Raw genomic sequence first — 12,808 nt, 5'->3', positions numbered from 1 at the left:
TCCCTCTAAGACCTCTTCGACAGGCGTCTTTGGGTAAGTGTGAACCTTTAAGCTCGCCGATGGTTCTTTACGGTCATCGTTTCTCGAAAACTTTTTAACGGGAGCTATATAGTCTATATATCAAATCCGGAGGGGATAACATGGACGCCCTTGCAGTGGCAATAATAGCAGTGGCATTCTACATCGCTTGGAACATAGGCTCAAACGACTCGGCCAACGCTATGGGTACGGCGGTTGGAGCGGGGATACTAAGTTTTAGGCAGGCAACACTGACAATAGCGATATTCACACTTCTTGGTGCTTATCTCAAGGGCTATAAAGTCATGAAGACGGTCGGTAAGGGGATAGTGCCCGAAGGATATCTGACCATGGAAATGGCTCTCATAGCACTTCTTTCAGCCGGCGTGTGGGTGACGATAGCGACAATCAAGGGACTTCCCGTATCAACAACGCAGGCAATAGTTGGGGGTGTCATTGGAGTTGGACTGGCTACGAGCGCGCCCGTAAACTGGTGGACGCTGACGAAAATAGCCGTCGCGTGGGTCGCTTCTCCAGTCCTCTCAGGGATCCTTGCGATAATCCTCTACAAGTTCTACTCCTACGTAATCTCAAAGATTAGGAGCGTCTCGACAATCGAAGCCCTCTACAAGGCGCTTGCCATTCTCGGCGGTTCTTATATGGCCTTCAACTTTGGGACGAACGAAGTGGCCAACGCCTCCGGGCCAATCGTCGGTGCTGGCTTTTTGGCCCCAAAAACTGCCGGAGTCCTCGTGGCGTTAAGCCTGGCCGTTGGGGCACTGACATTCAGCTACGCGGTCATGCACACGGTTGGAAAGAAGATAACGGCCCTCGGCCCTGTTTCGGCCTTCGCTGCTCAGTTTGGCTCCGCAATGGCGGTCAGCATAGCAAACGTTTTCGGCCTTCCAGTCAGCTCCAGTCAGTCGATAGTTGGCGGCGTTGTCGGCGTCGGCCTCCTAGCAGGTAGGGGAGTGGACAGAAAGGTAATCGTTGATATAGTCTTCGGATGGGTGGCAACGCCGCTAACCGCCATCGGAATATCCTTCGTCCTGCTCAAGCTCTTCGCCCTCGCTGGGATGGTTTAACCTCTCTATCTCCGCTCCCATTTTCTTAATCTCGCCGACCATCCCAGTCTGGACATAGGCGTCTATCCTCGTCTTTTCACCGTACTCAACTGAGAGAACCTCTCCAACGGAATTTATGAGCGCCATCACTGCTGGGACTTTCTCAGGCTCTTCCACGGTTATCCTGAAAGCGCCGTACTTGGGAAGTTTAAGGACGATCCTGTTTAATGCATCCATAAGTTCATCAAGGCGGCTCTCTATCGCCGAGATTTTTACAACGTCCTCGAGGCTTATCCCCCTTTCGCGGGCAAGCTCCCATATCAGCCTGACCTTCTCCTTGGCGTCAGCTTCCTCTATCAGGTCTATCTTGTTGAGGGCAACTAGGATCGGCTTTTCAAGGGCCTTAAGCTCCCTGAGGACCTGGAGAGAGGCCAGAAACTTCCTCCGTATCTCCCCCCACGGCTCGCTTGAGTCAAGAACGAGGAGGACTATGTCGGCCTTAACTATCTCCTCCAGCGTGGAGTGGAAGGCCTCAACTATGAACGGGGGCAGACCGTCAATGAACCCAACCGTGTCGGTTGCGAGAATTCTCTTCGTGCCGAGCCTGAAGCGCCTCGTGGTCGTATCGAGTGTCGTGAACATTTGATTCTTCGCCTCAATGTTATCATTTGCCAAAGCGTTGAGAAGGGTTGATTTTCCCGCGTTGGTGTACCCAGCGAGGGCGACCAGGACGAAACCGGCGTTCTCCCTCTTCTTTCTCTTAACCTCCCGATCGGCCTTGACTCTCTCAAGCTCGTCCCTTATTCGGCCCATCCGATACCTGATGTGCTTGAGGTACTGCTGGGTCTGGTACTCACCCATGCCCTTAAAACCGGCCCTGTCGCCGAGCCTTATCCTCCTGATTGCCTCCTTAACGAGGGGAACTTCGTACTGGAGCGAGGCGAGTTCCACCTGGAGCTTCGCCTCCTTTGAATGAGCCCTCTTCTCGAATATCTCAAGAACAAGCTGCCAGCGGTCAATTATCTCAACCCTGAGCTCCTTCCACAGGTTGTAGGCCTGGCTTGGCGTCAGCCTGTTCGCGAAGATGACCTTATCGGGCTTGAGCTCCCTCACCAGTTCTTTGAGCTCTTCAAGCTTTCCAGGCCCTATATTGTAGCGCGGGTGCTCCTCCCTGTTCTGTTCGGCTATGGCCAGAACCTCGTAGCCAGCGCTCCTCAACAGCTCTTCGAACTCCGCCCTGCTAAGGCGCTCCCTTCTGGAGTTTCTGATGACACCTATTGCCCTCATCACACGGGAGTTGTTTGGGTGGGTTAATAACCTTTGGGCTAACCTTAAAATAGTTCAGAACGTAATAATGGAGGGGGAGTCTATGCTGAGCTTTGCGCTTTTGGCCGTTATAAAAGGTAGCGACCTGATAGTCGACAAAGAAGGCCTAAAGGAAGATATTCTTGCCTGGAGACTAAAGGACGTTAAGGCCCTGGCAGAAAAACATGACAAAGTGTTCGCTGTTCTCGTCGAGTTCTTGTATGACGACAACCCCCACGTGAGGGCAAACGTGCTCCAGATAATAAAGGATATGATATCCGAAGGCAAAATGTCAAGGCCGCGCCTTCAGAGGGTTCTCCCGAGAATCCTGGAGCTGGCTAGAGACAAGGATGAAAGGGTCGCATTGAAAGCCATTGAGGTAATAAACACCCTCCTTGAGTCAGGAGACCTAAGCGAAGAAGACTACGAGAGAATCATGGAGACCCTCCAGGATGTCCTCAAGTCAGGAGTGCCAATACTTGGAGAATACGCCGCGGAGGGCCTCGGAAAGCTGGGGGCAAACGTTGTTGCCATAGCATACAAACTTATAAACTGGCTCTTCTCCCTTATAGGCTCAAGCAAAAAACGCGACGTACAGAGTGCAGCAATCACGGCCCTAACAGAGATAGCAAGCAAGACAACAGACCCGAACATATTGAACAGAGTATTTGACGGCATCACTGATCTCCTTTCTCACCCCGACCCCTACGTTGTAGAGAGGGCGCTCTACTCAATCGACAGGCTCCTCACCAGGGAGAAAGAAATCTCCATGAGAAACAAGCTAAAGGCAGTCAGCAAGATCAAAGAGCTTCGTGGCGATGTTAAACTCGGCTTTCTTGCATCCCGGGTCATGGAGAAGCTCGAAAAGACAACCAACATTGCCGAAGAAACCATTGAGGGGGAGGAAGTTACCCGGGTTCTTGAAGTGTCTCAATACTCAGTTGACGATGTGGAAAAGCTTCTCGACGCTGGAAAGGTCGATATAGTGGCTGAGATGACCAAACTGGACCCGGCCGTTATGGAAAAGGTTCTCTCAATGCTGGAGAGCGAGGACTACACTAGGAGAATGGACGCCCTCTGGATCGTCTCAAGGATCACGTCACACCTTACCCCAACGGACGCCTACAGGATTCTCCCAATCCTTGGGGAGTTCCTGAAGTCAAAGAACGCTTGGGCCAGGGAAACCGCCGCAAAGACTCTGGCGGATCTCTATGCCCTGTACCCAGGCACCGCGAAGTTCTTCGCTTCCCTGCTGGACGCTCTCCTGAAATCAGGCAACCCACGGGACATTGATGGAGCACTCGAGTTCATGGCTAGACTGTCAGAGAAGATGTCCAGCGAAGACATGCGTGAGAAGATAACAAAGCTAATACTCCGCCTTCTGGACGATGAGAAAGCTAGGGGGGTAGTCCTCAAGTTCCTAGCAAGGGAAGCCCAGAAACTCCTTGAGCTTGATACAGAAGTGCTGTTCACTATAAAAGACAAGCTCAAGGAACTGTACGGCTCTGAAGGGGGTAAATACGACGAGATAATAGCAGGCCTAATAGACGTGATCGACGATATACTCAAGATGAGAAGGCAGGGAATCGTAAGGGAATCATAGCGAACGTTTAGTTTTCAACCTTTTGTTCCGGAAATTCCTTTAAATCTGCCGTCCTAACTTATACCGGTGATATCCATGGAGAACGGCGACGTTATGGTAAAATTGAAGGAGATTGAGGAGCTTCTCGAAAGGCTCGGCAAGGAGCACCCTAAAGAGATAGCGGCGTTCTCAAGGTTCCTTCGTGAGACCCTTGACAACAAGGCCCTTACAACGAGGGAAAAGGAGCTTATAGCCCTCGCCCTCGGAATAGCTGCAGGATGTGAGTGGTGCATCTACCTCCACACCCAGAAGGCCCTCGAAGCGGGCGCAAAGCCTGAGGAGCTTATTGAAGCGGGCCTCGTCGCAGTTCTGATGGCCGGCGGCCCGGCGTTGATGCACCTCATCCCGCTCGTGAAGGCCATAGAAAGCTTCCAAAAAGAGCATGGGGAGTGAGAGTCACCCCTCGGTGAGCTTCAGGATAGCCTCCGCAAGGTCTCCTTTCGCTTCTTCCAGCGCCTTTTTTGCGGTATCGTGGTCAACTCCCGCCTGCTCCATGACGAGCTTTATGTCCTCCTCAGAAATCCCAAGGATCTCCCTCACTTCCTCGCTCCCGGGGATTATCTGGTAGGTCTTCTCCCCCTGAACGACCATCACGGTAACGGCAGGCTCCTTTAAGATGATTTCCTTGCCCTTCATTTTCAAAACCACTTCTTCCACGCCCTCAAGCTCCTCCATCTTAATGCCCAGCTGCTTCATTAGCTTCTTCATCTGCCTCGGGTTCATTCCCATCATGGCTTCCACCGGGTAGAGTTCTCGGGGGATTTTAAAAAGGTTGAGAAAACATCAGGCCTCTCCAAGGAGTTCGAGGAACTCCTCCTCTTCTTCTTCACCACCTCCGAAGGCCATCTTGAGGAGCGGCGGCGTGACGAGGGTCGTCAGGAATATCATCAGGACTATCACGACGTAGGCTTCCCTGCCAACTATGCCCGCGTTGAGGGCTATCGCCAGCATTGCCAGTTCCACACCCATCCTCGGGATCATGCCCACTCCCACTCTGAGGGCCTCTTTCGGAGTTAATCCGCCAACAATGCCCCCCAGGCCGCAGCCGATTATCTTGCTGACGATGGCTCCAAGGGAGAACACTACTGCGAACACCCCAACGGAAGAGACCTCCCTGACCGGGATGTTCATACCCACGTCCACGAAAAACAGTGGAATGAAGATGGCGTGTGCTATGACCCTCGTGTGCTCGAATATCGGCTTCCTGAACTCAGTCTCACTCAGGGCCAGTCCGAAGAGGTAGGCACCGAGGATTGAGGCGAGGTTCATGTGCTCGGCGAGGTAGGCGAAGGCGAATAGGATAGCCATCGAGAGCGTTATCGTCGAATCGGCGAAGCCGAGTCTGATTACCCTCTTGAGCAGCCAGTCAACCGCTGGTGGTACCAGATAAATCGCAACTGCGAGAAAGACTGCCACCTTAACTAGGATGAGTCCTATAACGGAGTAGTGGACGCTTCCCTGGACTAGAGTCGAGATTACAACTGTCAGGATTATTATGCCAAGGATGTCATCGACTATGGCCGCCGTGAGTATCGTCGTTCCCTCCCTGGTCTTGAGGGCGTCGAGCTCCATGAGAACCCTAACGGTCAAACTTACGCTCGTGGGAGTCGTTAAAGCACCGTAGAGGAGGGCCTGCTCAAAACCCTTGAACGGGTAGACCACAGCAAAACCTATGAGAAAAGCCACAAGAACACCTATGCCAGCAACGGAAATTCCCGCCTTTCCAGCCTCTTTAAGCTCCTCCACACTGCTCTCAAGTCCGGCCAGGAAGAGGAGGAGCAGAACGCCTATCATGGATATGTCTTTGACTTCTTCAGTCGGAGGGAATAGCACTCCCAGCAGGATTCCACCGACTATCTGGCCTAAAACCACCGGCTGGTCTATCCGCGCGAATATCCAGCCAAAGGTCTCGGCAACGGCCAGCATGAGAGATATGTACATTATGAGCTCCAGCTGCATCCCGATCACCGGGCGAATACCCTCAGGAGCCTGACTATGGACTGGGCTGAGAACGTCCCAACTACTTTCCTCCCCCTATCAACGACCGGAAACTGCTTTACTCCTGTTTCGAGCATGACCTCAAGGGCATAGCCGAGCCTGTCGCTGGGGCTGAGGGTTATCGGTCTCGGATTCATTATCTCCTTAACCGGCCTCTCCCAGTCAAAGTGGGCCTCCTTTATGGCGTCTATGCCAACGAGAATGTAGTCCGAGGGGGGCACTATCAGGTTCACGACCTCGTCGATTGAGACGAAGCCGAGCAGTTTGCCGTTTTCATCGGTTATGACAGCGCACGTTCTGTGCTCCAGCCCTTTGATGAGGGTCTCTATTTTATCGTCAGGTGAAAGCCTGAGGAAGTCCTTTTCCATTATCAGCCTGAGGGGCATCTTGGAGAGCTTGATTATGTTGAGCTTCGGTTTCTCCTCCTCGCCGCTCATGGACACCACCGTAATCTATGTGTGTAGCCCTCCAAAGCTTATAAGCGTCTCGGATAAACGAAAGAGCTGAAGGTGAGGATATGCCAGCCGTTCCACAGTCAGTTCCGACCGACAGAGGCATAATACTAGGCACTCTCGGACTGATTATTATGGCAGTTCTCTACTGGGCACTCTCGCGGTGGATGGATAAATACGCGGAGAGGAAGGAGAGGGAGCTTGAGGAGGAGATGAAGGAGCTGGAGGATGAGGGTAAGGTTTACTGATGCCCACACCATCCCTATTTCCAAAAGGCACTTAAATGGTAAAACCTTAGCTTTTACTATGAGCACTGAAGTTGTCAGACTGGATGAAAACGGCAGGCTGTACCTCCCGGTGTCACTGCGAAAGAAGCTGAAAGTGAAGGAGTTCTACGTTGAGGAGAGAAACGGAGAGATAGTCCTCATTCCCGTCAGGAAAAAGATCGAGAAATACTGGGGCATCGTGAAGGGGGAGAAGCTGAACGCCGAGGAGATTGACAGAGTTATTGAGAAAGAGACGGAAAAGCTCCTGAGGGATGAGCTTTGAAGGTCTACGTGGACGTCAACGTGATTTACTACATTCTCACAGCCAACGAGGAGTTCGGCCCGAGGGCGAAGGAACTGGTTGAGGAGCACTACGGGAGAATGATAACTTCGGCACTGACCGTCTGGCAGCTCTACATCCTCCTCCGGCGCGCGGGAGCCAGGTTCAAAATAAGCCAAGTTTTAGAGGATTTGGGCGTAAAAGTCGTTGCCTTGACTCCTGAGATCATCAAAATGGCAGAAGAATGCGAGAAGCTCGACTTCGATGACTCTATACACTACGCCACTATGAAGGCACACAGGGTGGAGATTATCCTCTCAAACGACAGGGACTTCGATAAAGTTGACGTGAAGAGGCTGTTTTAAGAAGAGAATAGAGAACTCAGCCGGCGAAGATACCCCAAACAATGAAGAGCATGGAAAAAGCCAGTGCAAGCGAAACTGCCGTGAGGACTTTCCTGTCAATCCTGTGTACGAGATAACGCCCCATGAAGCCAAACAGGGTGTTCACGACGGAGAGAATCCAAAACTTCTCAGCGTTCACAACCACGGCGTTGAACATCTTTAAAATTTGCTCCGGGTAGTTCCCAGTGGAGAGGTGGGTGGAAGCGACCCATATGGCAGGAATTGCGAGTGTCGAGAGGAGGGAAGTCTTACCGACGAAGCCAAAGCCGTCCTCCATTCTCTCATCTTTGAGAAAGTACAGCGGGAGAACCAGAACCAACGCAATCATCGTGGCGGCGATGGGATAGGCTGCTACCAGAAGGAAAACCAGGCCAGCAACTGCCATGATGACCAAGGAAACATTCCGAAACTCCAGAAGGGCAACGCTGAGGAATCCCCAGAGAAGGAGGTGATAGACGATGCAGTACTGCACGTCGTGCTTTAGGTATCCACAATCCCACGGTTCTTCCCAGTGCTTTTCAAGAATATCGAAAAGCCTTTTGATGTCGCTTTTCCTGTACCCGTGCTTCTCAAGAATGCGGGCGAGAAAGAGGGCCGTTGAAACCACCAGAAGGAGGAAAAGAACGATCGTCTCAAGGGCCCACTCGGGGGTCATGCCGCCGTGTTTCACCCAGACGAAGGCAAAGGGAGGAACACCAAGCAGAAGGGGATAAACAAGGGTCTCAAGGACTACCCTCCTGTTCATGGCAGTCACTTGTTTTCCAAATTTTTAAGTTTGCCGCGCATTTTAAGGTTGGGTGGAGTATAGCCCAATAAATACCTCCACCAGCAGAGGAACGATGGCAACTGCGATCAGCAACAGCACCGAGAGGCCCAGCTTCCTCTTCCTCGGCAAAAGGAGAATCCCGGCGAGACCGTACAGGGCATCCAAGCTGGATAACAGCAAGAGATTATGGTATAGCCCCCTGTTAATGTAAATTTTCAAAAGGGGGCGTATTACCGCAGTGTTTGAGACATTCAAATGAATGGCCAGCAGACCTAAAGAAACCAGAGATCCCCCAGAAGCAAGTGAAAACATCAGAATTGCCTTGAAGATTTTCGAAAGCTGCTTCCCGGTCAAACTCTCGGAAAGCCACAGAGAGACGCTAATAACAGCTACCATCATAGAGACCATCACAGGAAGGGCAATCACCACAAACGCCATGGCAAAGTTAAGTGTTAGAACTATCCCCCATTTGGGCCCTTTGAGTAAGACCGCAGTGCTGAATGAACCCCAGAGCAGAACGATTATAAACATATCCCGTGCTGAGCTGTTAACAATCGTTGGATCAGCTTCTCTGAGGACTTTGGGCAGTCCTCTGAACCCAACCTGAGGGTAACCCGCTTTTCTCAGCATTCTTTGCACATACCAGAAAACAAAGGCCAGTGTAAGGAAAAAAGAAATTGCCGCGGTTATCAGCCAGCTGACGTTGTAATTCTCCCTCGGAAGGTCTGGAGATGGGTGGAGGTAGAACAGACCCCACATGACAACCCAGAAAATCAGCGGGATAAGGATAGCCTCCATCAACAACTTCTTTGTGGAGTTCATTCTAGACCCCCCTAAAACAGTAAAAACATCAAAGGTCTAAAAATTTGATCGGAACAACGCGAGAAGAAGTCCAAGAATGGAAGGAAAAAGCTGAGGCTCACTCCTTCTTCTCATCCTCCGGGAACTTCGAGGTCTCCTCGTTCGCCTTCATTATCTTGGCCCTGTACTCCTCGTACTTCTTTCTAGCTTCTTCAGCCTTCTCCTTCTCGCCGAGATACTCATATGCCTCCGCCACGTGCTTCCACCACATCGGGTCTTCTTCAGCTTCCTTCAGGCAGTACTCGAGGAACTTCTCGTAGGCTTCTCTGGCGAGGTCTTCCATGCCGAGCTTCCTCGCTATGTTCCCGACGTCCTCCCAGAATACCCCTTCCTCTTGGGCCTCTCCTTTGTAGTATTCGAGTGCCTTCTCCCAGGCTTCCCTGGCCTTCTCTTCGTTTCCAAGCTCCTCGTAGAGCTTGGCGACGTCTTCCCAGAACCAGGGCTCCTCCTCGGCGTAGCGCTCAAGGGCTTTAGCGGCCCTCTTCATATCGCCAGCCTTCTTCCAGTACTCATGGGCCTCCTTGAGGTAGTAGGTGTCCTTCTCCTTTTCATAGAGCTGTTCGTATATCTCGGCCGCCTTAGCGTACTCGCCGGCCTTCTCGTAGGCCCAGGCCGCGCTCTCAAGCCAGCCAAGCTTGAGGTACATCTCAGCGGCCTTCAGGTAGTTGCCGGCCTTCTCGTACTTTCTGGCTGCCTGCTTGTATTTCCCAGCCCTTTCGAGGCTCTCCGCGCTCTTGAAGCGGTCAACTAATCTAAGGTCAGGCTCGCTGATGTACCAGATCCCGAAGGCAACCACCGCTATGAAGAAGACTATTATGCCGGCAACTACTTCAAGGTTCTTCCAGACCCAGCTGAGGTAGAGACCGTAGGCGCTGATAGCGGTGAAAACAGCCAGTATAGTCCCGTACTTCCAACTCTCTGCGTAGAGGGTCAGTGCAGTAAAGAAGCCGAGGCCGAGAGTGAGGCCGAGGAAGCCGAGCACAAGGATAACCTGGAGCAGAAGCTTCCAGCCGCCGTACCAGACTATCCCGGCCGCTATGGCTATTACCGCAACGAGGAACCCAATGAGGTAAGCTTTCAGCTTGTCCATTCCTTCACCCCCTCAATCTCCAGCAGGAACTTCTTCTCCTCAATCCCGGAGCTGTAGTAACCAATGCCGTCGCTGGCGACGACCCTGTGACAGGGAACAACGATTGGGTACGGGTTTCTCTTCATTGCCCCGCCAACTGCCCGCGGGGACGTGTTGAGCACCTTTGCAAGGCTACCGTAAGTTATAACGCTCCCTCTTTTAACGTTTTTTGTGAGCCACTCGTAAACCTTCTTCTCAAAGGGTGTAACGCCCTCAAAGGAAAGCTCCGGGAGAAAGTCGACGTTGTCGATCTCTCCTGTGAGGACTTTGAAGACCTTCTCGGGGTAGTCGCTCGGCTGGACGTCGAGGGATATGCTGACACCTCTCTTCCGCAGGTGCTCGGCAAGGATATGCATTCTTTTCATCAGTGCGCTCCTATCGAAGGCGAAGGCTATTCCCCACACTCTTCCCGAGAAGATTACACCGATCCAAACCACTCTCTCCCCGACCCTGAACTTCTCCACACTCAGCATCGGCATTCCTCCAGCTTCTTAACAGCCTTCCTTAGAGGTCCGATGAGCGTGTGGACTTCCCTTCCGTAGAGGAAGGTCCTCCCAACGGCTCTTTGGAAGACCTTAACAAAGACCTCCTTCCTCTCGGCATCTTTTGGATAGTCGAGAGTATTGAGAAGCTTTTCCCAGGTTCTTACAAGCGCTTTCTTTTCCTCTCTTGTTGCCGGCTTCAGTGCCTCAACGTAGGGCTCGGGCCTCTTTTTCGACAGTTCGTATAGAACCACCGCTACGGCCTGCGCGAGGTTCATGACGGGATATTCCTCGCTCGTTGGTATCGTTAAGGTGACGTCCATGGCATCAAGCTCCTCGTTCTTCAGGCCGATGCTCTCACGCCCAAAGAATATTCCCACCTCTCCCGGATAGTTCTTGATAATTTCAGCAAGCTCCCAGGGCATCAGCGGAGCTCTATGCGGGATAAAGCGTTTTCCCGGCTTTCCTGTTGTCCCAACTGTGAAGTTAAAGAGTTCAAGGACCTCTTCAAATGAGTCTAGGATTAGGGCGTTTTCAAGGACATCCCGCGCGTGGACGGCGTAGGCGTAGCTCTCTTCGGTCAGGTTCGGGTTGATGAGAACTAGCCTTGAGAAGCCGAAGTTCTTCATGGTTCTCGCTATCATGCCGATGTTCGCCGGTCCCTCAGGCTCGACCAGAACAACCGATATCATCGGTAGGTCTTTAAGGGCGATGCTTTAAACGGTTGTGGTGGTTGGATGAGGCCTGAATTTGGGCTTGTTTATCTCCCGCTCTCGCTCGCGGTCGTGAAAAAGCGGGCCCGTCCCTTCGCTGGAGGGGGTGTAGTTGCCTTTGCGTGGGCTTACCCACTCCAGGACAACCTGCGGTACGTTCTCTCACTTCTCGGGTTGTTTCTGTTCCTTCTCGGCTGGCCCTTTGAGAGACAGCCCGTGAAGTTCTGGGAGAGGTTCGTGAACGCGGTCATCGGCGGTACTTCCTTGGCAATAGCCGCAGGTGCCTACCAGGCGGACGAGGGCTTTGCACTGCTCGGAATACCCGTTTTGTTGCTCATCCTGAAAAACAGGGTTCTCGCCTCTGCGGGGCTTTTACCGGCGTCAGCCCTCTACCTCATAGGAAGCTATGCCGTTACCGAGAACCTAAAGCTGGCACTGTGGGTGATCACGCTGGTCTATTCACTCCACCACCTTAGGAAGCTCGTGAGGTGAGAGGATGAAGATATACGTTCTCGGCGCTGGCAGTATCGGCTCCCTCTTCGGCGCTCTTCTGGCTAGGGCTGGGAACGACGTGACACTAATCGGACGGAGAGAGCAGGTTGATGCCATAAACAAGAACGGGTTGCAGGTCATCGGTGCTGGGGAATTCACCGTGAAGCCAAAGGCCACAATCTATGCTCCAGAGGAGCCACCAGACCTGCTCATCCTCGCGGTTAAGTCCTACTCGACGAAGACAGCCCTCGAGTGTGCCAAGCAATGCATAGGGAGGGACACATGGATTCTGAGCATACAGAACGGCCTTGGGAACGAAGAGCTTGCGCTTAAGTACACACCCAACGTGATGGGGGGAGTGACTACCAACGGGGCGATGCTGGTTGAGTGGGGCAGGGTTCTCTGGGCAGGGAGGGGGATAACGGTGATCGGCAGGTATCCCACTGGAAAAGACAACTTTGTTGATGAAGTTGCTTCAGTCTTCAACGACGCTGGAATAGAAACGAGCGTAACGGAAAACGCGATCGGCTGGAAGTGGGCAAAGACGATAGTGAACTCCGTAATAAACGGACTTGGAACGGTTTTAGAGGTGAAAAACGGCCACCTTAAGGACGACCCGCACCTCGAGGGGATTTCCGTTGATATAGCACGGGAAGGTTGTATTGTGGCCCAGCAGTTGGGCGTTGAGTTTGAGGTTCACCCGCTTGAACTCCTCTGGGACACCATAGAGAGGACGCGGGAAAACTACAATTCGACGCTCCAGGACATCCGCCGCGGGCGGGAGACCGAGGTTGACTATATACACGGTAAAATAGTTGAGTACGCCCGCTCCGTTGGGCTGGAAGCGCCTAGGAACGAGCTTCTCTGGGTGCTCGTCAAGGCGAAGGAAAGGATAAATAGGGGTAGGCCCAGAAATATTAGCGAGGGGTGTTGAGA

At 52.5% G+C, this 12,808-nt stretch carries 17 protein-coding genes; 8 read left to right on the top strand and 9 right to left on the bottom strand.

Annotation, left to right across the window (positions count from 1 at the left end; genetic code table 11):
• Positions 1 to 140 precede the first annotated feature (140 nt).
• A complete protein-coding gene (locus A0127_RS04990; RefSeq protein WP_062388718.1) occupies positions 141 to 1,103 on the top strand; it encodes an inorganic phosphate transporter in 963 nt (320 codons plus the stop codon).
• On the opposite strand, the gene hflX is transcribed toward A0127_RS04990, so the two are convergent.
• Entirely contained in the window at positions 1,041 to 2,369 is a 1,329-nt protein-coding gene (gene hflX / locus A0127_RS04985) for a GTPase HflX (protein WP_062388715.1), read from the bottom strand. The two genes, A0127_RS04990 and hflX, sit on opposite strands and share 63 nt — an antisense overlap.
• Positions 2,370 to 2,451: 82 nt before the next feature.
• Between hflX and A0127_RS04980 the strand changes: the two genes are divergently transcribed.
• Both A0127_RS04980 and A0127_RS04975 read left to right on the top strand, forming a co-directional pair.
• Positions 2,452 to 3,990: a HEAT repeat domain-containing protein gene (locus A0127_RS04980; protein WP_062390849.1), complete on the top strand. Its 1,539-nt coding sequence runs from the start codon at positions 2,452 to 2,454 to the stop codon at positions 3,988 to 3,990.
• 75 nt (positions 3,991 to 4,065) lie between these two features.
• Positions 4,066 to 4,422 carry a carboxymuconolactone decarboxylase family protein gene (locus A0127_RS04975; protein ID WP_062388713.1) on the top strand — a complete coding sequence of 119 codons (357 nt, stop codon included), beginning with the start codon at positions 4,066 to 4,068 and terminating at the stop codon, positions 4,420 to 4,422.
• A 3-nt stretch (positions 4,423 to 4,425) separates the two neighbouring features.
• Here A0127_RS04975 and A0127_RS04970 read toward each other — a convergent pair whose 3' ends face one another.
• From A0127_RS04970 to A0127_RS04960, 3 genes are read right to left on the bottom strand one after another with little or no spacing between them, the layout of a single operon-like run.
• Positions 4,426 to 4,761, bottom strand: a complete 336-nt coding sequence (locus A0127_RS04970; protein ID WP_062388710.1) for a nascent polypeptide-associated complex protein — start codon at positions 4,759 to 4,761, stop codon at positions 4,426 to 4,428.
• A 51-nt stretch (positions 4,762 to 4,812) separates the two neighbouring features.
• Positions 4,813 to 5,988 carry a cation:proton antiporter gene (locus A0127_RS04965; RefSeq protein WP_197463602.1) on the bottom strand — a complete coding sequence of 392 codons (1,176 nt, stop codon included), beginning with the start codon at positions 5,986 to 5,988 and terminating at the stop codon, positions 4,813 to 4,815.
• Between the two features lie 5 nt (positions 5,989 to 5,993).
• Positions 5,994 to 6,464 (bottom strand): CBS domain-containing protein, encoded by a 471-nt coding sequence (locus tag A0127_RS04960; RefSeq protein WP_062388706.1) that lies wholly within the window; start codon positions 6,462 to 6,464, stop codon positions 5,994 to 5,996.
• An 80-nt stretch (positions 6,465 to 6,544) separates the two neighbouring features.
• Here A0127_RS04960 and A0127_RS04955 point away from each other — a divergent pair, with 80 nt between their 5' ends.
• Genes A0127_RS04955 through A0127_RS04945 form a run of 3 tightly spaced genes read left to right on the top strand, consistent with a single transcriptional unit; the run spans position 6,545 to position 7,390 of the window.
• Positions 6,545 to 6,727, top strand: a complete 183-nt coding sequence (locus A0127_RS04955) for a hypothetical protein (protein ID WP_054840814.1) — start codon at positions 6,545 to 6,547, stop codon at positions 6,725 to 6,727.
• Between the two features lie 58 nt (positions 6,728 to 6,785).
• Positions 6,786 to 7,028 carry an AbrB/MazE/SpoVT family DNA-binding domain-containing protein gene (locus A0127_RS04950; RefSeq protein WP_062388703.1) on the top strand — a complete coding sequence of 81 codons (243 nt, stop codon included), beginning with the start codon at positions 6,786 to 6,788 and terminating at the stop codon, positions 7,026 to 7,028.
• Positions 7,025 to 7,390: a type II toxin-antitoxin system VapC family toxin gene (locus tag A0127_RS04945; RefSeq protein ID WP_054840815.1), complete on the top strand. Its 366-nt coding sequence runs from the start codon at positions 7,025 to 7,027 to the stop codon at positions 7,388 to 7,390. Before A0127_RS04950 ends, A0127_RS04945 begins: the two co-directional genes overlap by 4 nt.
• Before the next feature lie 16 nt (positions 7,391 to 7,406).
• On the opposite strand, the gene A0127_RS04940 is transcribed toward A0127_RS04945, so the two are convergent.
• From A0127_RS04940 to A0127_RS04920, 5 genes are all read right to left on the bottom strand, one after another.
• A complete protein-coding gene (locus tag A0127_RS04940; protein WP_062388700.1) occupies positions 7,407 to 8,174 on the bottom strand; it encodes a hypothetical protein in 768 nt (255 codons plus the stop codon).
• Between the two features lie 42 nt (positions 8,175 to 8,216).
• On the bottom strand, positions 8,217 to 9,017 hold the full coding sequence (locus tag A0127_RS04935; RefSeq protein WP_062388696.1) for a hypothetical protein: 801 nt from the start codon (positions 9,015 to 9,017) through the stop codon (positions 8,217 to 8,219).
• Positions 9,018 to 9,114: 97 nt separating this feature from the next.
• Complete coding sequence (locus A0127_RS04930; RefSeq protein ID WP_054840818.1) at positions 9,115 to 10,146, bottom strand: tetratricopeptide repeat protein; 1,032 nt, start codon at positions 10,144 to 10,146, stop codon at positions 9,115 to 9,117.
• Entirely contained in the window at positions 10,134 to 10,658 is a 525-nt protein-coding gene (gene otg, locus A0127_RS04925; RefSeq protein ID WP_062388693.1) for a methylated-DNA--protein-cysteine methyltransferase, read from the bottom strand. Before otg ends, A0127_RS04930 begins: the two co-directional genes overlap by 13 nt.
• Entirely contained in the window at positions 10,652 to 11,359 is a 708-nt protein-coding gene (locus tag A0127_RS04920; RefSeq protein ID WP_062388689.1) for an RNA methyltransferase, read from the bottom strand. The genes otg and A0127_RS04920 overlap by 7 nt, the downstream gene beginning before the upstream one ends.
• A gap of 45 nt (positions 11,360 to 11,404) precedes the next feature.
• On the opposite strand from A0127_RS04920, the gene A0127_RS04915 reads away from it, so the two are divergent.
• A complete protein-coding gene (locus tag A0127_RS04915) occupies positions 11,405 to 11,872 on the top strand; it encodes a hypothetical protein (protein WP_062388686.1) in 468 nt (155 codons plus the stop codon).
• 4 nt (positions 11,873 to 11,876) lie between these two features.
• Positions 11,877 to 12,806 carry a 2-dehydropantoate 2-reductase gene (locus tag A0127_RS04910; protein ID WP_062388683.1) on the top strand — a complete coding sequence of 310 codons (930 nt, stop codon included), beginning with the start codon at positions 11,877 to 11,879 and terminating at the stop codon, positions 12,804 to 12,806.
• Positions 12,807 to 12,808: the final 2 nt, after the last annotated feature.

The sequence above is a fragment of the Thermococcus peptonophilus genome, from assembly GCF_001592435.1.
Lineage (GTDB): Archaea > Methanobacteriota_B > Thermococci > Thermococcales > Thermococcaceae > Thermococcus > Thermococcus peptonophilus.
Note: the sequence above shows the minus strand (reverse complement) of the source record. Positions and strands in the feature narration are given on the sequence as shown.

What these genes read in the sequence shown, in the direction of transcription:
- A0127_RS04990 (WP_062388718.1), top strand. Translation starts at nt 141, where the DNA reads ATGGACGCCCTTGCAGTGGCAATAATAGCAGTGGCATTCTACATCGCT.
- hflX (WP_062388715.1), bottom strand. Translation starts at nt 2,369, where the DNA reads ATGAGGGCAATAGGTGTCATCAGAAACTCCAGAAGGGAGCGCCTTAGC.
- A0127_RS04980 (WP_062390849.1), top strand. Translation starts at nt 2,452, where the DNA reads ATGCTGAGCTTTGCGCTTTTGGCCGTTATAAAAGGTAGCGACCTGATA.
- A0127_RS04975 (WP_062388713.1), top strand. Translation starts at nt 4,066, where the DNA reads ATGGAGAACGGCGACGTTATGGTAAAATTGAAGGAGATTGAGGAGCTT.
- A0127_RS04970 (WP_062388710.1), bottom strand. Translation starts at nt 4,761, where the DNA reads ATGATGGGAATGAACCCGAGGCAGATGAAGAAGCTAATGAAGCAGCTG.
- A0127_RS04965 (WP_197463602.1), bottom strand. Translation starts at nt 5,988, where the DNA reads ATGCAGCTGGAGCTCATAATGTACATATCTCTCATGCTGGCCGTTGCC.
- A0127_RS04960 (WP_062388706.1), bottom strand. Translation starts at nt 6,464, where the DNA reads ATGAGCGGCGAGGAGGAGAAACCGAAGCTCAACATAATCAAGCTCTCC.
- A0127_RS04955 (WP_054840814.1), top strand. Translation starts at nt 6,545, where the DNA reads ATGCCAGCCGTTCCACAGTCAGTTCCGACCGACAGAGGCATAATACTA.
- A0127_RS04950 (WP_062388703.1), top strand. Translation starts at nt 6,786, where the DNA reads ATGAGCACTGAAGTTGTCAGACTGGATGAAAACGGCAGGCTGTACCTC.
- A0127_RS04940 (WP_062388700.1), bottom strand. Translation starts at nt 8,174, where the DNA reads ATGAACAGGAGGGTAGTCCTTGAGACCCTTGTTTATCCCCTTCTGCTT.
- A0127_RS04935 (WP_062388696.1), bottom strand. Translation starts at nt 9,017, where the DNA reads ATGAACTCCACAAAGAAGTTGTTGATGGAGGCTATCCTTATCCCGCTG.
- A0127_RS04930 (WP_054840818.1), bottom strand. Translation starts at nt 10,146, where the DNA reads ATGGACAAGCTGAAAGCTTACCTCATTGGGTTCCTCGTTGCGGTAATA.
- otg (WP_062388693.1), bottom strand. Translation starts at nt 10,658, where the DNA reads ATGCTGAGTGTGGAGAAGTTCAGGGTCGGGGAGAGAGTGGTTTGGATC.
- A0127_RS04920 (WP_062388689.1), bottom strand. Translation starts at nt 11,359, where the DNA reads ATGATATCGGTTGTTCTGGTCGAGCCTGAGGGACCGGCGAACATCGGC.
- A0127_RS04915 (WP_062388686.1), top strand. Translation starts at nt 11,405, where the DNA reads ATGAGGCCTGAATTTGGGCTTGTTTATCTCCCGCTCTCGCTCGCGGTC.
- A0127_RS04910 (WP_062388683.1), top strand. Translation starts at nt 11,877, where the DNA reads ATGAAGATATACGTTCTCGGCGCTGGCAGTATCGGCTCCCTCTTCGGC.